The 19910-nt window shown below is 71.8% G+C and carries 15 protein-coding genes and 1 pseudogene; 5 read left to right on the top strand and 11 right to left on the bottom strand.

Annotated features, from left to right (window positions below; all coding sequences use genetic code 11):
* Positions 1–95: 95 nt before the first annotated feature.
* From ACFV9O_RS17975 to ACFV9O_RS17955, 5 genes and pseudogenes are all read right to left on the bottom strand, one after another.
* A pseudogene (locus ACFV9O_RS17975) lies at positions 96–910 on the bottom strand (DUF1684 domain-containing protein).
* 13 nt (positions 911–923) lie between these two features.
* Positions 924–2279 (bottom strand): NtaA/DmoA family FMN-dependent monooxygenase, encoded by a 1356-nt coding sequence (locus ACFV9O_RS17970; RefSeq protein ID WP_385418666.1) that lies wholly within the window; start codon positions 2277–2279, stop codon positions 924–926.
* Positions 2276–3343, bottom strand: coding sequence for an LLM class flavin-dependent oxidoreductase (locus tag ACFV9O_RS17965; protein ID WP_385418664.1), 1068 nt, complete (start codon positions 3341–3343; stop codon positions 2276–2278). The genes ACFV9O_RS17970 and ACFV9O_RS17965 overlap by 4 nt, the downstream gene beginning before the upstream one ends.
* 98 nt (positions 3344–3441) lie before the next feature.
* Positions 3442–5235, bottom strand: a complete 1794-nt coding sequence (locus ACFV9O_RS17960; protein WP_385418661.1) for an FAD/NAD(P)-binding protein — start codon at positions 5233–5235, stop codon at positions 3442–3444.
* Positions 5236–5996: 761 nt separating this feature from the next.
* The gene (locus ACFV9O_RS17955; RefSeq protein WP_385418659.1) at positions 5997–7220 is read right to left on the bottom strand and encodes a DUF5685 family protein; all 1224 of its coding nucleotides are present in this window, start codon (positions 7218–7220) and stop codon (positions 5997–5999) included.
* Between the two features lie 295 nt (positions 7221–7515).
* Here ACFV9O_RS17955 and ACFV9O_RS17950 point away from each other — a divergent pair, with 295 nt between their 5' ends.
* Positions 7516–7950, top strand: coding sequence for a cell division protein SepF (locus tag ACFV9O_RS17950; RefSeq protein ID WP_385418656.1), 435 nt, complete (start codon positions 7516–7518; stop codon positions 7948–7950).
* Between the two features lie 255 nt (positions 7951–8205).
* Here the strand turns inward: ACFV9O_RS17950 and ACFV9O_RS17945 are convergent, their stop codons facing one another.
* Together ACFV9O_RS17945 and ACFV9O_RS17940 are read right to left on the bottom strand one after the other, a co-directional pair.
* Complete coding sequence (locus ACFV9O_RS17945) at positions 8206–9396, bottom strand: acyl-CoA dehydrogenase family protein (RefSeq protein ID WP_385418653.1); 1191 nt, start codon at positions 9394–9396, stop codon at positions 8206–8208.
* Positions 9397–9473: 77 nt separating this feature from the next.
* A complete protein-coding gene (locus ACFV9O_RS17940; RefSeq protein ID WP_385418650.1) occupies positions 9474–11195 on the bottom strand; it encodes an MFS transporter in 1722 nt (573 codons plus the stop codon).
* Positions 11196–11617: 422 nt separating this feature from the next.
* Between ACFV9O_RS17940 and ACFV9O_RS17935 the strand changes: the two genes are divergently transcribed.
* Positions 11618–12679 carry a phosphatase PAP2 family protein gene (locus tag ACFV9O_RS17935; protein ID WP_385418647.1) on the top strand — a complete coding sequence of 354 codons (1062 nt, stop codon included), beginning with the start codon at positions 11618–11620 and terminating at the stop codon, positions 12677–12679.
* A 141-nt stretch (positions 12680–12820) separates the two neighbouring features.
* On the opposite strand, the gene ACFV9O_RS17930 is transcribed toward ACFV9O_RS17935, so the two are convergent.
* Positions 12821–13036 carry an I78 family peptidase inhibitor gene (locus ACFV9O_RS17930; RefSeq protein WP_385418644.1) on the bottom strand — a complete coding sequence of 72 codons (216 nt, stop codon included), beginning with the start codon at positions 13034–13036 and terminating at the stop codon, positions 12821–12823.
* A 455-nt stretch (positions 13037–13491) separates the two neighbouring features.
* On the opposite strand from ACFV9O_RS17930, the gene ctaD reads away from it, so the two are divergent.
* Positions 13492–15204: a cytochrome c oxidase subunit I gene (gene ctaD / locus ACFV9O_RS17925; protein WP_385418641.1), complete on the top strand. Its 1713-nt coding sequence runs from the start codon at positions 13492–13494 to the stop codon at positions 15202–15204.
* Here the strand turns inward: ctaD and ACFV9O_RS17920 are convergent.
* From ACFV9O_RS17920 to ACFV9O_RS17910, 3 genes are read right to left on the bottom strand one after another with little or no spacing between them, the layout of a single operon-like run.
* Positions 15161–16120 carry a helix-turn-helix transcriptional regulator gene (locus ACFV9O_RS17920; RefSeq protein ID WP_385418638.1) on the bottom strand — a complete coding sequence of 320 codons (960 nt, stop codon included), beginning with the start codon at positions 16118–16120 and terminating at the stop codon, positions 15161–15163. The genes ctaD and ACFV9O_RS17920 overlap by 44 nt on opposite strands.
* 56 nt (positions 16121–16176) lie before the next feature.
* Positions 16177–16953, bottom strand: a complete 777-nt coding sequence (locus ACFV9O_RS17915; protein ID WP_385418635.1) for a hypothetical protein — start codon at positions 16951–16953, stop codon at positions 16177–16179.
* Entirely contained in the window at positions 16950–18233 is a 1284-nt protein-coding gene (locus tag ACFV9O_RS17910; protein WP_385418632.1) for a glycosyltransferase family 4 protein, read from the bottom strand. The genes ACFV9O_RS17915 and ACFV9O_RS17910 overlap by 4 nt, the downstream gene beginning before the upstream one ends.
* A 263-nt stretch (positions 18234–18496) precedes the next feature.
* Between ACFV9O_RS17910 and ACFV9O_RS17905 the strand changes: the two genes are divergently transcribed.
* Complete coding sequence (locus ACFV9O_RS17905) at positions 18497–19318, top strand: hypothetical protein (protein WP_385418629.1); 822 nt, start codon at positions 18497–18499, stop codon at positions 19316–19318.
* Positions 19319–19428: 110 nt separating this feature from the next.
* Positions 19429–19767: a hypothetical protein gene (locus ACFV9O_RS17900; protein WP_385418626.1), complete on the top strand. Its 339-nt coding sequence runs from the start codon at positions 19429–19431 to the stop codon at positions 19765–19767.
* The last annotated feature ends 143 nt before the right edge of the window (positions 19768–19910 follow it).

Below are 19910 nucleotides of genomic sequence, written 5' to 3'. Positions count from 1 at the left end.
GGGCGCCTTTCGGCCGCTTGCGGCGCTCCACGCCGAAGGGCCCCGGGCGGTGGTGCTCCGGCCGGGGCTGGTTGTGCTTCTGCTACTGAGACGGATCAGCGGGTGAGCAGGTTCCGTTCGCCGGCCGCGATCTCCACGGGGAGCGTGTTGCCGGGGGGTGGGGAGAGACAGATGAAATGATCCGCGAAGGCGCACGGCGGCAGTGTCGCCCGGTTGAAGTCGACGGTCACGGAGCCCTCCCCCGGACGTCGTCCGTACGGACCCCCGGACCGGTTCCGCCGCGCGCAGGAAGCGGCAGCGGTAACTGCTGTTCCCGCTGGTCGCGTCGGCGAGGACGGCCCACAGCGAACCGTCGGACTCGACGGCGGCCTGGAGGCTGTGCACGGTGCCTGCGAGTTCGAAGGCGATCTCGCCGGACAGGCCGAGACCGCGCTGCCGTCCGTCGGCGTCCTCGACCCGTACGGTGCGCTGTTCGTCGTACGCGCGGAAGGTGCCGGGCTCGGCCCAGCCCGGGTCGTACGGCGTCGTATCGATGCCGCCGAACGCCCGGCGCGCCGGTGAGACCGGGATCGAAGTCCCGTACCGCGAACAGCCCTTCGCGGCGCAGGACGACGAGTCGGCGCTCGCCGTGCGCGACGCGACACGCATGCACCGGGGCGTGGTCGACGCCGAGCCGGACCTGGCCGGTCAGGGGCTGTCCGTCGAGCGTGAGCCCGTCCTCGTCGGTGGCGGTCGGCACGACCTCTGCAGCGTTGTCGCGCCACTCTCCCGCGACGGCCGGAATTCGCCCTTCCGGGTAGTCGGAGAGCCAGTGGGTGCCGCTGGGGGAGAGCGGTCCGTACGGTCCCGAGACCGTGGCGACACGTTGCTGGTGCCAGTGCTTCCGGTCCCGCTGCGGGTCGGTGATCATGGTGGCCGACCTTTCACACGGGCTCGGCGAGCCCCAGATGCGACCGCAGGGTCGTACCGGCGTAACGCGTACGGAAGACTCCGCGCTCCTGGAGGAGCGGCACGACCTGGTCGACGAAGTCGTCGAGGCCGCCGGGGGTGAGGTGCGGGACGAGGATGAAGCCGTCGGCGGCATCCGTGCGTACGCATGTGTCGAGGGCCGCGGCGACGCCCGCCGGCGTACTGATGAAGGACTGCCGTGCGGTGGTCTCGATGACCGTCTCGCGGATGGACAGGCCCTTGGCCTCCGACAGGGCGCGCCACTCGGCGGCGACGGCGAAGGGGTCGGCGATGCGCACCCGGCCCTGGACGAGGCGGGAGTCCGGATCGGGGTCGTTGCCGGGGAGCGGCCCGTCGGGGTCGTACGAGGACAGGTCGCGGCCCCAGACCAGTTCGAGCGCGAGGATCGCGTTCTGCGGGGAGATCTGCTGTCTGCGGATCTCGGCCGCCTTCTCCTGCGCCTCGGCGTCGGTGTCACCGAGGACGACGGAGACACCCGGCATGATCTTGAGGTCGTCGGGCCGGCGGCCGTGGCGCGCCAGTCGTGCCTTGACGTCGGCGTAGAAGGCGCGGCCCGCCTCCAGGGCGCTGTGACTGCTGCCGGGTTCTCCCGAGGGCTCCCCGGACCTCCAACTGGTGAAGACGACATCGGCGGTCGAGGCGGCGAACTCGCGGCCCTCGTCGGAGTCGCCCGCCTGGATGACGACGGGGTGCCCCTGCGGGGAGCGGGGGACGGTGAACTCGCCCTCGATGGTGAAGTGCCGGCCGTGGTGGGCGAAGGGCCGGGGTGTGCCGTCCGGCGTCCATGAGTCCCACAGCTCGCGGGCGGTACGGACGAACTCCTCGGCCCGCGTGTAGCGGTCGGCCCGGTCGAGGTAGCCGCCGCGGCGGAAGTTCTCGCCGGTGAAGGCGTCGGACGAGGTGACGACGTTCCAGGCGGCCCGGCCGCCGCTGAGGTGGTCCAAGGAGGCGAGGCGGCGGGCGAGTTCGTACGGCTCGTTGAAGGTGGCGTTGACCGTGGCGGCGAGGCCGAGCCGGTCGGTGACGGCGGCGAGCGCGTTCAGCACGGTGATCGACTCGGGGCGGCCGACGACGTCCAGGTCGTGGATGCGGCCCTTGTGCTCGCGCAGCCGCAGCCCTTCGGCGAGGAAGAAGAAGTCGAAGAGTCCGCGCTCGGCGGTGCGGGCGAGGTGCTCGAAGGAGGAGAAGTCGATCTGGCTGCGGGAGCGGGGGTCCGCCCAGACGGTGGTGTTGTTGACGCCCGGGAAGTGGGCGGCGAGATGGAGGTCCTTCTCGAGCGGTCCACTGCCCCGGGGCATCCGCTTGGTCATGCCGTGCTCCCCGTGTGTGCGTAGCGGCTTGCGGGACGGGCGAGGCCCAGGTGCTCGCGTAGCGTGCCGCCCGGGTGGAAGGTGCGGAAGAGACTGCGGTGCTGGAGCAGCGCGACCGTGCCGTTGACGATCCGTTCCAGGTCCCGGTGGGGCGCGATCGGCACGAGGTGGAAACCGTCCACGACGCCCTCCGCGTGCCATGCGGCGATCAGCTCGGCGAGCTCGACCGGGCCGCCGCTGAAGTGCGGGCCGCCGCCCGCGAGGGGCGGGCCGCAGTCCAGGCCGGGCTCGGGCACGGACTCGCCCGCTCCGAGGTCGACGACGAGCGAGACGAGCACCCGGAGCGTGTCCGGGTCGCGGCCGTGCTCATCGGCCCTGCGGCAGATGTCCTCCCGCAGGGCCGCCGCCTGTTCGGGTGCGCCTGCGCGTACGAGGACGACGTCGGCGTGACGCGCCGCGGTCCCACGGCTCGTGGCGGCGGTGCCGTCGACGACGGTGACGGGTCTGCCCTGCGGCGGTCTCGGGACGATCGACGGGCCGCGCACGCTGAAGGTGCTGCCCCGGAAGTCGACGTGGCGGAGCTTGTCGCGGTCGATGAAGCGACCTGTCGAGATGTCGCGGATCTCGGCGTCGTCCTCCCAGCTGTCCCACAGCCGGGCGACGACATCCGCGACCTCACCCGCCTCCCGCCACAGCTCCTCGGGCGGCGCGGCAGGGCGCCGCCCGAACAGCCTGGCCTCGGCGTCGGTGGCCGAGACCCCGACCGCCCAGCCGGCCCGGCCACAGCTCACCCAGTCGAGGGTCGCCACGGCCGTGGACACATGGAACGGCTCGGTGTGGGTGGTGGTGACGGTCGGCACCAGACCGATCCGGTCGGTCGCGGGCGCGACCCTCGCCAGTACGGCCAGGGCGTCGAGCCCCGGCCGGGCGAAGGAGTCGCCGAGGGTGACGAAGTCGAGGGCGCCGCGCTCGGCGAGGCGGACGAGGCCGGCGTAGTACGCCGGGTCGTACTGCGCCGGGCCGTCGAGGGCGACGGCCAGATGCAGCGGACGGGTGGCAGGCATGCTGAACCTCTCCGAAGTGGTCGGGGTCGGGAGCGGAAGCGGGAGCGAGAGCTCGGTACGGAGGCTGGGCACGGGAGCTGGGGCGGGGTGCGGGGCGGTCAGGCGCTGAGCGGGTCCTGGCAGGAGAGATCCCGGAGGAGGCGGAGTACGGCGCGTGCGGCTGCGTCGTTCTGCGCGAACGCGGGCCCGCCCGTGCGTGGCCGGGTGAAGGCGGCGCCCGCCCGGGCCGTGGTGTGCGGGCCGAGCGCGAAGCGGCGCGGGTGCGGCCGGTCGCCGCGCTCCAGGACCCGGCCGTCCTCCGGATCGACGCGGAGCAGCCCGTCCGGGGTGGCACGGGCCCCGTCGGCGTACAGCGCGCTCAGCAGCGGGCTGCGGGTGCGCTCCGGCGTGGGATCGGGCAGCCGGGCCTCGACGAGCGCACGCGCCTCGGTCCACTCCCCCGGTACGGCGGGGCTGCCTGCCCGGAAGAGCCCGCGGCGTTCGTCGGCCTCGACGGTGACGCCGGGGCCGAGGAAGCGCACGGCGCCCGCGCGGGAGAGCGCGAGCAGTTGCCGCAGCCGGGGCCCCGGCGGTCCCGAGGCCAGATAGGAGAAGAAGCCGTGCCAGCGGCCGCCGCCGTCGCCGAGGTCGCCGAGCCGGACGAGCTGGCCGTAGACCGAGAGGAGCCCGAGGAAGACGGCGAGGTCCTCGCTCCGGCCGGGGTCGTGGCGGCGGTTGAGGTCGGCGGTGATGTAGGCGCGCAGGCCGTCCTGGAGGGCGTCGGACGTCGGGTAGCGCAGGCCGTCGAGCGGGTGGTCGAGGGCGTCGAGATCGAGCCGGTCGGCGGGGTCGGGCACGGCGGTGCTGACGAGGGCATCGAGTTCGGCGCTGCCGGGTCCGGCGGCTGCGTACGCCGGCTCGAACGTGCGCCAGTCGCCCCTGGTCCGTTCGGGATGCGCGGTGAAGAGGCGGTGGAGGTGGGCGTGGCCGAGCTCTTTGCCGATGAGCGGCCAGACGTCCCGCCGGAAGTCGAGCGGCCCTGGCCGGCTCAGCAGCTCGTCGGTCTGCGCGGGTCCGAAGAAGCGGGGCAGCGGGGGGCGTTCGCCCTGCCAGGTGTAGCCGATCTTGGAGTGGTACGGGACGCCGCGCCGTGAACCGACGTACAGGAGGGGTTCCCGGCCCGAGGGGTGGTACGTGTCGCCTTCGTACCGGCCGCCTCGGCCCTCGGTCAGCAGCACCATGAGATCGACGAAGGCGAGTCCGAAGCCCCGTACGATGACGGGTTCCCCCGCCGGGACGACGGACAGATCACTGTCGGCGGTGAAGTCCGGGGGCAGGTGGACCAGCCCGTGCCGGGCGGCGAATTCGGCCAACTTCCGCTGCTCGTCGTCGGGTTCGGCACCGAGATGGCCGATGGTGAGTACGACCGCTTCGGTGAGGAGGGGCCTCCCGCGCCCTTCGAGCCACACCCGCTGGCGGCCCTCGCGCGGGCCGCTGACCCGCAGGGCCTGTGTCCGGTGCTGGTGGACGGCGATGCCCGGGGGCAGCGCGGCGACGGTCTGCTCGTGCACCCAGCGCAGATACGCGCCCTGCTGTCGTCGGCTGGGAAAACTCCGCCCGTCGAGCTCCGCCCACTCGGCGAGCGTCGGCCCGGGACGCACCGGCCCCGCCAGCTTCACCGAATCGTCGGTGAACATGGTGACGTCCTCGGCCATGGAGTTCATCCAGAGCAGCGGAGACTGGTCCGCGCGCCAGATCCGCCCGCCGCCGGCCGGGAACGGGTCCACGAGATGGACGTCCAGTTCCAGATCCCGGTACAGGGCGGGGGCGTTGGCGGCCAGCCGCTCGAGGAAGCCGGTGCCGCGGGGGCCGGCGCCGATGACGACGACGGACGGCCTCGGAGTGAGGGACATACGAAGGCTCTCCGTGGATGCAGCGATCGAACACGGGAAATGCCTTCACACGGACCGAGCCCCTCAGCAGGGTCCGCCCCCTGAGGCTATGGGGTGCACACGGCAGGGTGTCAAGCGTGTCCGGACTGTGAGCCGTACGTCTCAGGTCAGTTGACGGGAAAACGGATGCCTGTTCCACTTGGGCCATGCATTCGCAGCGGCGACTCGTCACGCGCTCCCACATCGACTTCGGTCGGGTGTGGTCCTCGTCCTGTTGAGACGACCTTGTTGAGCTGACGCCCTGCGTTTCCCTCCGCGCGGTTGCCCGCGCGGCTCCTCGGTGCCTTCACGCGCGTTGCTGTACCCCCTCCCCTCCCCTCGCCTGCCGCCTGCGGCGGGCCCACGCGGCGAAGCCGTATGCCCCTTCCCGAACCGGGGCTCCGGCCCGAACCCCGCTTTGCGAGGCGGTGCCCTGGACCCTTGCGGGGCTCCGCCCCCATGCCCCTACGCCCGAAGGGCGTGGGGGACGCCGGGCCGGTACCGAGCCCGCACATCAACCCCGTCCGGCGCTGAGGACGGACACACGGGCCCCTCGGCCGGTACCGGCCACACTCAGCCCGTCCGGCGCTTGAGGACGGACACACGGGCCACCCGGCCGGTGGCGGCCACGCCCCACGCCCCGGGGCCCGGGGCGTGGGGCGTGGGGCGTGGGGCCCGACGCGAGGGGCGTGGGGCCCGGCGCGTGGGGCCTGCCCCAGTTCGAAGGCCCCGGCCGCAGGCAGCTAGCAGCCGTCGCAGGGGCAGCAGCAGTCGCAGCCCCCGCAGTCACAGTCGCAGTCGCACTTGTGGCAGCAGCCCTCGCGCTTCTTCCGGGACCACGGCCCCTCGTATTCCTCGGCGCAGCAGATCCTGCAAGTGCAGCAGAGGCCGATGAAGGCCGCGCAGCCCGCCCAGAAGCCGCGCGGCTTCGGCGTGTGCGGACCGCCGCCGAAGTGGGGCGGCAGCCCGCCGGGGCCCCCAGGGCCCCCGGGCATGCCCGCGTCGCCGCCGTACGGGTTGTTGGACCCGTAGGGGCCGACACCGGGAGCGCCGCCGCCGGCGTACGGGTTCCCCTCCGGCGGCTGCTGCCCGTACCCCTGGTGCGAGCAGGTCGTGGTGCCGAACGCCCGGTCGACCGACCGCCGCAGCTCGTGCGCGAGCAGCACGTGCAGCAGCTTGTCGTCGACGAACTCCGCGTCGCGCAGGGCGAGCCTGATGCCGTGCAGCGCGTCGTCCGCGAGCCGCCGCGCCTCTGCGAGTGGGGTGCCGGTCGCGGTGAGCGGGTTCCAGGCTCCCGACGCGTCGTCAGCTTCCCTGTCCTCGACGGCATCCAGCAGATGCGCGAGACGGCCGAAGAGCCGGCCCGCCTCGGCGAGCGGCGCGATGTTCTGCGGCCGCCCGGCGAGCACGGCGGTGTGGGCGAAGGCGGCCGCGGTCGCCGTCTCCGTCGGCTCGGTGACCGTCAGCAGGGGTGTTCCGGGCCCCGCCAGCGCCTCGATCCCGGTCTGCCGGTCGACGGCGTCGACCAGGACGGCGGTGTCGAAGCCCAGCTCCCGCCCGGTCCGTGCGCCCGCCCGGTCCCAGGTCAGGGCCACCTTGCGGGCCGCCGCGGCCACCGGCCTGCGCGCCAACACCCCGTCCCGGTCGGCGACGTGGTCCCGCACCTTCGCCGACGCCAGCACCAGCGAGACCGCGGCGGCCAGCCGGGCGCCCTCGCCACGTGCGACGGGCGCGGTGCGCATGGCACGTAGCGGACAGGGCCCCGCCGTGCGCCGCTGCTCCGCCGTGCGCGCGGTCTGAGCCTCCGTCAGAACCGAGACGATGAGCCCGTCGTAGTTCGTGACGATCCTGGCGAACTGGCCGTGGTCCGAGCGAAGAGCCAGACACAGCCCGCACAGATGGGCCATCCATTCCGTCCTGAGGCCGTCCGCGAGCCGGTGGGTGCAGGGCCTGACGATTCCGAACACGACGTCCCCCCGAGAGTCGTTCGAGTGCGCGGCGGCATCGTAGCGGCCGGGTCCGTTCACCCGTACGCCACTGCGTCACCCATCCGGCCCGAAATTTATATTTTGAGTCGATATGAGGCTTATGAGGCCCCCTCAGGCCCGGTACGCAGCAGGAATCTTGACGAATCGCCACATCTTCTGCACCAGGTACGTCACGAATCCCCTGCGCGGCGACTATCCACTTGGCGCACGATCCGCATCATGGACGACCATAGGGATGCGGAACCACAAGTGACCGCGGTGAAAGGAGGCGTCCATGGCATCGGTGCGCAAGGCGAGTGCATGGCTGGGACTCGTCGAGGACAACGACGAGCGGTACTACGACGACGAGTACGCCGAGGGTGCGGGAGCTGCCGACCAGTGGGTGACCGACCCGCGGGTCCGGGTGGCCTCCGAGTCGGCGCAGGAGCAGGGTCGCCGGATCGCCACCATCTCGCCGGACAGCTTCCGCGATGCGCGCGTCATCGGGGAGCTCTTCCGGGACGGCGTCCCGGTCATCGTCAACCTCACGGCCATGGAGCCCGCCGACGCCAAGCGCGTCGTGGACTTCGCGGCCGGGCTGACCTTCGGCCTGCGCGGCTCCATCGAGCGCGTGGCGACCCGGGTCTTCCTGCTGACCCCCGCCGACACGGAGATCGTCAACGGGGAGTCGTCGGGCCGGACCACCGACAGCTTCTTCAATCAGAGCTGAGGCCGGGGTGGCTTTCGGCCGGGGGTCCGGGGGTCGCCCCCCGGAGAATGCAGCAATCAGAGCCGAGACCGGGGTGACTTCCGGCCGGGGGTCCGGGGGTCGCCCCCCGGAGAATGCAGCAATCAGAGCCGAGACCGGGGTGACTTCCCGCCGGGGGTCCGGCCCGCGGGGCAGCCGCTGTGGAACGCAGCGCCCCTGGACCACCATCCAGCAACCAGAACCCAGCAGGGCGCTCGCCGGCCGGATCGATCCGGCCTACCTGAAGGCATCCAGACCGGTGAGCGCCTTGCCCAGCACGAGCTGGTGCATCTCGACGGTGCCCTCGTAGGTGAGCACCGACTCGAGGTTGGTCGCATGCCGCATCACCGGGTACTCCAGCGAGATCCCGTTGGCGCCCAGGATCGTGCGCGAGGTGCGGCAGATCTCGATCGCCTCCCGTACGTTGTTCAGCTTTCCGAAGCTGACCTGCTCGGGGCGGAGCGTCCCGGCGTCCATCCGCCGCCCGAGGTGGTGGGCGAGCAGGATTCCCTTGTGCAGTTCGAGCGCCATGTCGGCGAGCTTGGCCTGGGTGAGCTGGAAGCCGCCGATGGGCTTGCCGAACTGCTCGCGCGTCCTCGCGTAGTCGAGCGCCGCCTCGAAGCTGGAACGGGCCGCTCCCATCGCGCCCCAGACGATGCCGTAGCGGGCGTGCGACAGACAGCTGAGCGGGCCCTTCAGCCCGGTGACCTCCGGGAGTACGGCATCGGCGGGCAGCCGCACGGCGTCCATGACCAGTTCGCTGGTCACGGAGGCCCGCAGCGACCACTTGTGCTTGATCTCGGGGGCCGAGAAGCCGGGCGCGTCGGTCGGCACGACGAAGCCGCGGATGCCCTCGTCCGTCTGCGCCCAGACGACCGCGACACCGGCGACCGAGCCGTTGGTGATCCACATCTTGCGGCCCGTCAGCACCCAGTCGCCGCCGTCGCGCTTGGCGTACGTACGCATTCCGGCCGGATCCGAGCCGTGGTCCGGCTCGGTCAGCCCGAAGCAGCCGATGGTGGAGCCCTCCGCCATGGACGGCAGCCAGCGCTGCTTCTGCTCCTCGGAGCCGTACTTCCAGATCGCGTACATGGCGAGTGAGCCCTGTACGGAGACGAGGGAGCGGATGCCGGAGTCGGCGGCCTCCAGCTCCAGGCAGGCCAGTCCGTACTGGACGGCGGTGGCGCCGGCGCAGCCGTAGCCGGTCAGGGACATGCCGAGTGCACCGATCGAGCCGAGTTCGCGGGCGAGCTCGCGGATGCCCGGGAGTTCGCCGCGCTCGTACCAGTCGGCGATGTGCGGCAGCACCCGGTCGGCGGCCCAGGTGCGGACGGTGTCGCGGATCGCGAGATCCTCGGGGTCCAGGAGGTCGTCGATGCCGAGCGGGTCGGCGGGGTCGAAGGGCGGCAGCTTCGAGGATGCGGACATGAGGGTGCCTCCGGCGGCTCGCACGGCGCTGGCAAAACCTAGCGGTGTTAGTTAATGCTCGGCGCTGACGTTACGGCTCAGTGTGCCGTGCGTCCAGGGCCGGCCGCGCCCGCCGCCTCCGCGGGTGCGCGGCACGCCGGGACGGCCAGGCTCTCGTGGGGTCCGGCCGGCTCCTGCGCGTCGCGGGACTCGAGCGCGTCGCGCGACTCCTGCGGCTCGCGCGACTCGAGCGGCGCCTGCTCGGGAAGCTTCGGCGGCTGGGCCGCGCAGTCCATCACCTTCGGCAGCCGCAGCGCCGCCAGCGCCCCGAGCAGCAGCAGCCCGGCGCTCACCAGAAGCGTGACGTGCAGACCGTGCACGAACGAGGACCGCGCCGCGATCCGCAGCGCGTCCCCTGCAGGTCCGCCCAGCGCGGCCGCCACCTGATAGGCCTCGCCGAGCGAGTTGGCCGCGGCGGTGCGGGCGGCGCCCGGCACGCCGGAGGCGCCCGTCAGCCCGGGGGCGTACGCGGCGTTCATGACGCTGCCGAGCAGCGCGATGCCCATTCCGGCACCGAGCTGGTACGACGTCTCGCCTATGGCCGCGGCCCCGCCCGCCTGCGCTGCGGGGGCCTCGCTGAGCATCGACTCGTACGCGGCGAAGAGCGTGGTCTGCAGCCCGAAGCCGAGGAGCACGAACCCGGCGGTGAGCAGCAGCGGCCGGTCGTGATGCCCCATCAGCGTCAGCAGCAGCACGGCCGCGGCCGTCACCACGAAGCCCCACCCGACCATCCGGCGCGGGCCGACGCGGCGCAGGGTGTACGAGCCGGTCGCGCCCGCCGCCATGGCGGCGAAGGTGAGCGGCAGCAGCCGCAGGCCGGTCTCGAGCGGGCTCAGCCCGAGGACCAGCTGGAGGTACTGGACGGCGATCAGCTCCAGGCCGACCAGCGCCAGCATGGCGAGCACGATGCAGCCGACCGCCGTGGAGAAGGTCGGCCGGTGGAACATCCGCATGTCGATGAGGGGATGCGCGCGGCGCCGCTGGCGGCGTACGAAGAGGACGAGGAGCAGGGCTCCGACGAGCAGCGGGCCCACGGTGCGGAGCTCCAGCAGGCCGTGGCCGACACCGAGACGCTTCACCCCGAGGACCATGCCGAGCACACCGGCCGCGGCCATCAGCGCGCCGACGACGTCCCAGGGACCGTCACCGCTGCCCTTGGACTCGGGCAGCAGCAGACGGCTGACCGGCAGGATCAGCGCCATCAGCGGGATGTTGATCAGGAAGACCGAGCCCCACCAGAAGTGCTGGACGAGGAAGCCGCCGAGCACCGGTCCCGTGGCGGCGCCGACGGCGGCGACCGCGGTCCAGATGCCGATGGCCGTGGCCCGTTCGCGCCGGTCGGGGAAGACGGCGCGGAGGATCGACAGCGTCGCGGGCATGATCATCGCGCCGCCGACGCCCAGGAGGGCGCGCGCCGCGATGAGCACCTCGGGGGTGGTGGCGAGGGCGGCGACGGCGGACGCCACGCCGAAGAGCCCGTAACCGAGCAGCAGCACGCGGCGGCGGCCGACGCGGTCGCCGAGCGTGCCGAAGAGGATCAGCAGCGAGGCGCACACCAGGGGGTACGCGTCGACGATCCAGAGGAGCTCGACGCCGCTGGGGCGGAGGTCCTCGGTGACGGCGGGAACGGCGACGTGGAGCACGGTCGCGTCGAGCGCGACCAGGAGGAGGCTGACGCACAGGACGAGAAGGACGACCCAGCGGTTGGCACCGCCGCCGGTGGCACGCGGGCGTGCTCCGGCCGTGGTCGTCCCGAACATTCACGTACCTCCCATGAGTCTCTCGCGTCGGTGGGCCAGCCGGGGCGGGGCCCGCTGGGCGGCCCGGCATCGACGGGCGAGTGATCAGCCAGCGTACGCGAGTCCGGGCCGCCGGCGCGTGGTGCAGCTCTCACCCCGACGGGCCTCGGGGTGTGGCGTACGCCACGCCCGACGCGCCAGGGAGTAGTACCCGCCCTGCTCCGAACGGCCCTGGAATTCCGTGCGGCAATCGCGTGAACTGTTTTCTCCGCGTACAAACACACTTACGGAGAAGGCCACGTCAGCAATAGGGAACAAGGTCACTTCCATTTCCGGCCGCGACCGGAATGAATGTGCGGCTGAGACATACTCCACATCACATCGTCATCACGAACAGCGGGGATCGGCCTGGCCCCACACTCACTCGCTGTAACGTCGATTGGGTGCGTACCGACATCTTTGCCCGTCTGGACCGGGAGCCGGAGCCGCCGAAGATAGAGATCCCGCGGATGAGCCGCACACGTCTCGCCCTCTTCGGCGGGACGTCGGCGTTCTATCTCGCCATCGTCGTCGCCGTGCTCGTCTCGTCCTGGCTGGTGACCCTCGACTGGAAGGTCATGCTCTTCCGGCCGTATCAGCAGTGGCCGGAGCTGCACGCGTTTCTGGACTATTTCGTGGTGCTCGGCCAGCGCGGCCCCACGGCCGTGATGGTGGCGGCCTGGCTGGGCTGGCGGTCCTGGCGGCAGCACACCGTGCGCCCCCTGCTCGCGCTCGGCGCCGCGCTGCTGCTGCTGAACGCGACGGTGGGCTCGGTCAAGCTCGGCCTCGGCCGGCTCGGTCCTCACTACGCGACGCAGATCGGTTCCGCCGAGCTCTTCGCCGGCGGCGATATATTTCCTTCGGGCCACACCGCCAATGCCGTCGTGACCTGGGGAATCCTGGCCTACCTCGCCACCACCCCGCTGGCCCGGCGCTATCTCTCGGCGCTGTCCGCCGTGGTCGCCCTGGGTGTCGGACTCACGACCGTCTACCTCGGTACGCACTGGCTGAGCGATGTCCTGCTCGGCTGGGCGGCCGGGCTGCTGATCCTGCTGGCGCTGCCCTGGTGCGAGCCGGTGATCGGACGCGCCGAGGACGTCATCCTGTCGCTGCGCGACCGGGTGCGCGACCAGCTGCGGACCCGCCGCCTGCCGGCGCCTTCGCTTCCGGTCGCCTCGGGTGGTCCGCGGCCCGCCATATACCCGCAGCGGGTGGCGTCGGAGGAGGGCGAACCGGTGCGCAGGCCGGTGGCCGCGGGCAGCGGCGGCGGCCGGAGCCCGGGCTCGGGCGCGGCGGCTGCCACCACGGCGGCAACGGCGACCGCTCAGCTCACGCAGTCGCGCCCGCACGCGGTCGCGCGCTCGGGGCACGGCGTCCACACGCCGCACGCGGCGCACACCAACCCGGTCGCCCCGGCCGGCAGCCGCCGTCCGCCGCGCTCACGGCCGGTGCCCGGCAGCGGCTGACGGCTCGCGACTCCGGAGGTCCGCGGGGGCGGTAGCACAGCCTCCCCGCATGGTGAAGGCCCCGACCTCGGTCGGGGCCTTCACCATGTCCGGGCGGCGGGTGCGCCCCGCCGAGACCGCGTCAGGCGGTGTCCGGCTTCTTCAGCCCTTCCAGCAGCGGACGACCCTGCCGCCGTCGACCTCGAAGTTCAGTCGGCCGACCAGGTACTCCATGGTGATGATGGCGCCGGGCGGCAGCGATCTGATGGTGCTCCACCCCCGGCTGCGGGCAAGGCGCTCCGCCCGGTCGGCGTCGAGGCCGACATACGTTTCGGGGACGTCGGCGGGCTCTGGGGAAGGGGTCGGAATCGATGCCATGGGCCTCACCGTAGGTGGCAGCGGACGGTGACGGAAGTCCGCGGGGCGGGAGTTGGTTCGCGTATCAACATCCCCACGTACCTCAGCGGTCACACTTGTGTCACAGGATCACGACACGCGTTTAGCGCGAGCACGCTCATTCGTACGGGTAAACGAACTCGCCCGCACAGGAAATTCACGGATCGGCCCGAACTTCACCGGATGCCCCCATTCCAGATCCCTGAATTTCCTCTGCCGCCGTCTTTTCCCGCACCGCGCGACGACTGGGAATTCATCGTTCCTTATGCATTGTCTACTTCGGGACGAACCGGCCGTCACCCGTACGCGTATCACGGTGTGTCCGGATCCGTGTCCGCACCCTGTCGGGTGGTTCCCCGTGCCTAGCATCATGGCTCCAGCCCGAGACCGAACCAGTACCGGACGAGGCCCGCGCCGCGGACCACGAGGGGGCAACGATGGGGACGGACACCGCTGGGGCAGCCGCCGCCGAGGCACCCCTACGGAGGCGGGGCCGGATGGTGGTGGACTGGCTCACGACCACCGACCACAAGAAGATCGGGCACCTCTACCTGATCACGTCGTTCGTCTTCTTCCTCGCCGCCGGGCTGATGGCCATGCTCATGCGCGCCGAGCTGGCCCGTCCCGGGCTCCAGCTCATGACGAACCAGGCGTTCAACCAGGCCTTCACCCTGCACGGCACGATCATGCTGCTGCTGTTCGCGACGCCGACCTTCGCCGGCTTCGCCAACGAGCTCGTACCGCTGCAGATCGGGTCGCCGGACGTGGCCTTCCCGCGGCTCAACATGTTCTCGTACTGGCTCTTCCTCTTCGGCGGGCTGATGGTGCTGGGGTCGCTGCTGGTGCCCACCGGCCCCGCCGCCTTCGGCTGGACCGCGTACGCCCCGCTCAACAGCATGCAGCGGTCCCCCGGGGTCGGCATCGACCTGTGGATCATGGGGCTCGCGCTCTCCGGATTCGGCACGATCCTCACCTCGGTGAACTTCCTGGCGACGATCATCGGGATGCGGGCGCCGGGCATGACGATGTTCCGGATGCCGATCTTCACCTGGAACGTCCTCTTCACCACGATCCTGGTGCTCGCCGCCTTCCCCGTGCTGGCGGCGGCGCTGCTGGTGCTGGAATCCGACCGCAGGTTCGGCTCGGTGGTCTTCCAGGCGGAGAACGGAGGGGCGCTGCTGTGGCAGCACCTCTTCTGGTTCTTCGGCCATCCCGAGGTCTACATCATCGCCCTGCCGTTCTTCGGCATCATCACGGAGATCATCCCGGTCTTCTCCCGGAAGCCGATCTTCGGCTACGTCACGCTCGTGGGCGCCACCATGGCCATCACCGGACTCTCGGTGGTGGTGTGGGCGCACCACATGTTCGCCACCGGAGCGGTGCTGCTGCCCTTCTTCTCGCTGCTGTCCTTCCTGATCGCCGTGCCGACCGGGGTGAAGTTCTTCAACTGGACCGGCACGATGCTCAAGGGGTCGCTGTCCTTCGAGACCCCGATGCTGTGGGCGGTCGGATTCCTGGTGTCGTTCCTGCTCGGCGGGCTGACCGGCGTCATCCTCGCCTCGCCGCCGATGGACTTCCACGTGACCGACTCGTACTTCGTCGTCGCCCACTTCCACTACACGGTCTTCGGCACGGTCGTCTTCGCGATGTTCGCCGGCTTCTACTTCTGGTGGCCCAAGTTCACCGGCAAGATGCTCGACGAGCGGCTCGGCAGGATCCACTTCTGGACGCTCTTCATCGGCTTCCAGATCACCTTCCTCGTGCAGCACTGGCTGGGCGCCGAGGGCATGCCGCGGCGGTACGCGGACTATCTGGCGGCCGACGGCTTCACCGTGCTCAACACGGTCTCGACCATCGGCGCCTTCCTGCTCGGCATGTCGACGCTGCCGTTCCTCTACAACGTCTGGAAGACCACCAAGTACGCGCAGAAGGTGGACGTCGACGATCCATGGGGGTTCGGCAGGTCCCTGGAGTGGGCGACCTCCTGTCCGCCGCCCCGCCACAACTTCACGGCCCTCCCCCGGATCCGCTCCGAGTCCCCCGCGTTCGATCTGCACCACCCCGAGTTCACGGCGCTGGGCGAGATCGGGTCGCCAGGCCTCCGGGTCATTCCCCCAGAGCCCGGGACAACCGGTCCCGGACCGTCCTGACGTGCTCGGTCAGCTCCTTCGGCTCGACGACCTCGAAGTCGAAACCCATCAGCACCACATGAATGACCATCACGTCGAGGCTTCCCGCGCCCGTGCGCAGCAGACAGCTCTCCGGCCCCTCGGCCTCCAGCACACCGGCCGACGGTGACACGGCCTCGGCGGCACGCTCGACCGGCACCCGCAGCCTGATCACCGCCTTCGCGGCGTACGCGGCCGTCGACACCCCCTTGGACACATACGCGGCGAGATCCTCGGCGGGCGGCGTCCGGGGCGCGAAGCGCGGGCCGTGCGGCGGCTTCGGGGTGATCCGGTCGACCCGGAACGTACGCCAGTCCGCGCGGTCCACGTCCCAGGCGACGAGATACCAGCGGCGCTCGGTGCACACCAGCCGGTGCGGCTCGACGGTGCGCCGGGTCGCCGAGCCGTTGTGGTCCTCGTACGCGAAGCGCAGCCGCTCGCTGTCCCGGCAGGCCTGGGCCAGCTCGGTCAGCACGGACGGGTCGACCTGCGCCTGGGGTGCGCGGAGCATCGGGACGGTGAAGGAGGTGAGGGCGCCGACCCGGCGGCGCAGCCGGTGCGGCAGCACCTGCTCCAGCTTCGCGAGGGCGCGTACGGAGGTCTCGCCGATGCCCTCGACGCCGTTGCCGGCGGCGGTGCGCAGCCCGACCGCGACGGCGACGGCCTCGTCGTCGTCGAGCAGCAGCGGCGGCAGTTCGGCCCCCGCGCCGAGCTGGTACCCGCCGCCCGTGCCGGGGCTGGCGTTCACGGGATACCCGAGCTCGCGCAGCCGGTCGACGTCCCGGCGCACCGTGCGCGGGGTGACGCCGAGCCGGTCGGCGAGCTCGGCTCCCGACCATTCGCGGTGGGCCTGCAGCAGGGAGAGCAGGCGCAGCAGTCGTGCCGAGGTTTCCAGCATGCAAGCGAGTCTGCCAGGGCTTGAGGACAGCGACCGTCCTCAAGCCCTGGCCGGAGTCACTTCGCCGTCAGCCGCACGCACAGGTCGTTGTCGTGGGAGTAGCAGGGCGTGGCCCGGAAGCCGTCGGCCTCGTGCACCGGGTAGACGAAGATGCTCCTGCGGTCCCACACGTCGTCGAGGATGCGGGAGATGCGCACGGGCTCCGCGCCCTCGGCGGGCCGCAGCCACAGCGTCCACATCTGCTGCTTCTCGACGGGGGCCTCGACGAGCGCGGCGTAGGCGAGCGTGAAGCGGAAGCTCGCGCCCTCGCTCGTCACGGACAGCTGGTGGACCGTGCCGCCTAGCCGTGCCTCGGCCACCGCCCCGGCGCCGAGATCCGTCCCGTACAGCACGCCCTCGATCGTGCAGGAACCCTGCGCGAAGGCGATGTCCCCGGCCTCCGCGTGCGGTTCGCGCACCCAGGAACGCACCGCGAGCCTCCCGTCCGCCGTCGGATAGGGCACGCGCACGACGACCCGCCCGGACTCGGGGACCCTGTCGAGGAGCGCCCGCAGATCCCGGATGCCGGGCTCGATGGGCACCTCGTCGTCCGTGTACGCGTCCCAGTGGCCCTCGGCCAGCTCGACGGTGCTGGGCAGCACGGCCCGCGAGTGGTCCCCGCCGGCCGGGGTGAGCGGCAGCCGCACGGTGTCGTCGGCGGCCGTGCCACCGCGCCGGCGGAGCACGAGCGCGGCGTCGGGCGCGGTGACTCCCGCTATGTCGAACGTGACGCCACCCGCGGCGTCGGCGATGCAGTCGGCACGCGGCGTCCGCCGCGCGGTGGACGTCGTCATGCCGTCCTTCCCTTCCGGATCACATCGGCGGCCTTGTAGCGCAGGGCGTACGCCCCGTCGAGCACCGCACCGCGCGAGCGGTGCACGGCGTCGCGCAGAGCGCTGCGCGAGCGGCCGCCGGTGCCCCGGGCGACCAGTTCGGCGAACAGCGCCTCGTGGCGTTCGGCGATCCGGGCGGGGTCGAAGCGCTCGGCGGATCTGAGGGCCGCCTCCCCGGTGCGCCGCCGCAGCTCGTCGTCGTTGATCAGGGAGAGCAGCGCGTCCGCGACCGCGTCCTCGTCGCCGACCGGCACGAGCCGTCCGTCGACGCCGTCCTCGATGATCTCGCCGGGCCCGTGCGGGCAGTCGGTGGAGACGACGGGGACGCCGCAGCGCATCGCCTCGACGATCGTCATCCCGAAGGACTCGATGCTCGATGTGACGGCGCCGAGCGAGCCCTTGACCCACTCCGGCTCCAGCGGGTTGGCAGGGCCCATCAGGAAGACGTGGTTGTGCAGTTCCCGCTGTTCGATCAGGGCCCGCAGGGCGCCCCGTTCGTTGCCGGTCGCGTCGCCGCTGCCGTAGATCCGCAGCCGCCAGTCGGGGCGTTCGGCGACGACCTTCGAGAAGGCCTTGACCAGCAGGTCGTACCGCTTGACCTTGGTGAGCCGGCCCGCCGCGACGACCCACTTGCTGCCGGCGTCGGCGGGGGCGACGGTCGGCGCGGGCACACAGTTCGGCACGGACTCGATCCGTACGCCGGGCAGTTTCAGGCGTGTGCGGTACGACTGGGCGTCGGCCTCGGTGACCGTGGTGACCGCGTCGAGCAGGGCGTACCGGTGGCCGATCTCGCGGCGCAGCCGGTAGCCGTGGCTGTCCAGGGTGAGGTGTTCCTGGCCGACGCGGACGGGGCCGCGGCGGGCCTGGCGGGCGATGTGGACGTTCAGCCCGGGGCGGGTGCCGACGACGACATCGGCCCGGAGGGACTTCAGATGGGCGGCGATACGGACGTCGGTGAGGCGGCTGTACTGCTTCCAGCGGCCGTCGCCGCGCGGGAACACCTTCGCGGGCCTGGTGTAGTCCGGGTGGGCGCCGTCGAAGGCGGGGCTGCCCTTGCGCAGATCCACGAGGTGCCTCATGGACACGCCGTCGGGGGCGCCCAGCATCGGCTCGTCGCGGTGCCGGAAGACGGAGACGATCTCGACGTCGTGCCGCTCGGCCAGGGTCTGGGCGAGGTTGAACGTCGTACGGATCGTCCCTCCGATTCCGTACGCGTTGTGGAGCAGGAAAGAGATATGCATGCGCTGCCGCGTCCCCCGGGTCTTCATGTGGTCAGGAATGGACTGTACTTGGCCCTTGAGGCTGTTATGCGCGTCGGGGCGGGCCGGGTGCGTCGTGCTGACGCCGGGCCAGGAACGGTGGTGCCGAACATCGATCTGTCGACTTGACGATGTGTCTCTCAGCATCCGCTTCTCGCGTGACCCCGGCCACGGATCGCCCGTTGTGCTCGTTATGAGCCGGGAACCCCCGGCGGCCACCAAGCACCGAGTCCGAGGAGCCACCCGTGCCGCGCATGCTCGACGTCAGCGAGGACGTACGCGCCGAGATCGGCGACGAAGAAGCCGACCGGCTGCTCGCCGGCGAGAACGCCCCGGGCAGCTACGACTGCACTTCCTGCCGCACCCCGGGCGACTCCGAGCAGGAACGCACCAGCACGGTGCTGTTCGTCGGCGAGGAGACCGCCGTCCTCGCGTTCGCCCACGCCAGCTGCATCCCCTCGCAGGTCGTCCAGGTCGCCGAGGAGCAGCTCAAGGGCGCCGTCCGGTCGATCACCGGCGAGACCCCGGCCCCGGCCGCGGCCCCGACCGCCCCCTCCGCCCAGCCGGCCCCCGGCGTGGCGAACGCGGCGCCCGGTCAGGCCGTGCTCGGCATCACCAGCGGTCTCGTCCTGATCGAGGACGAGCTCCACCCCGCGCTCGTCGTCGAGCCGACCGCGCCCATCGCCCGCCCCGGCTCGTTCGGCGGGGGCGACGACTTCCTGCCGCTGCTCATCGAGCAGGGTTTCCTGCCGGTCTCCGCGGTCAACGAGGTGCCCCGGACGCTGCCGGGCTGGTCCGTCCTGCTCGCCATGGGCCAGCTGCACGCCGTGCTCCAGCCGGGCACGGGAGGCGGCAGCCCGGTCGCCTGGTGGCAGGCGCACCAGCCGCTCCAGGTCACCGAGGGCTGGCGGACCGCCGCCAACAAGTCCCATCGGGTCCTCGTCTTCGCCGCCCCGGCCGGTTCCATCGGCCAGCAGCCCCGCGAGGACCTGCTGCGCGACGCGCTGGACAAGGCGGCGGCGAACGGGCGGCTGGTCGCCGCGGCCATGCCGCTCGCGGGCACCTGATCCCGCCCGGGACACGGCCGGGCGCCCCGTGCGCCCCCGCGTACCCCCGCCGAACTGCGATTTCCCCGGCGGGCCCGCATCCGACGGGCGTGCAGGTCGTTGGCTCATACGTGCAGACATACGACCTCACCCGCCAGCCGTTCCCGAGCCAGATCCCTTCGGCCACGCCGATCTACGACGCGCTGTACTCCGAGTACCGCAGGGCGTTCCGGACGCTTCCAGGGGATCGGAGCGGCGAGGAGGATTTCGGCTTCAAGGGCTTCGGAGGCGGTCGGCACGGGGGCCGTTCCGGCCACAGCGGGCACACGGGATTCGGCTCCGGAGTCGGTTCCGGGCTCGGCTCGGGAGGCGGGCAGACGAGCGGCTGGCAGTCGGGCGTCCGGCAGCACACCGGGGCGCACCATCACGTCCCCGCGGCGCTGCCGCCCGCGCCCCGCAGAGGGCTGTGAAGCGCGCGAGCACACGGGCACAGGCGCAGGAACGACGAAGTGGCCGGGGCGGCTTCCGCCCCAGGCCCGTCGTTCTTTCTGCGTCTGCCCCCTTTTCAAGCTGCGCTGGTTTTTTTTTTCGCGCTTCCTCTTCTTTTCGTTCT

The organism is Streptomyces sp. NPDC059909, assembly GCF_042730885.1.
In the GTDB taxonomy this organism is placed as follows: Bacteria; Actinomycetota; Actinomycetes; order Streptomycetales; family Streptomycetaceae; genus Streptomyces.
This window is presented reverse-complemented; position numbering and strand designations above follow the sequence as displayed.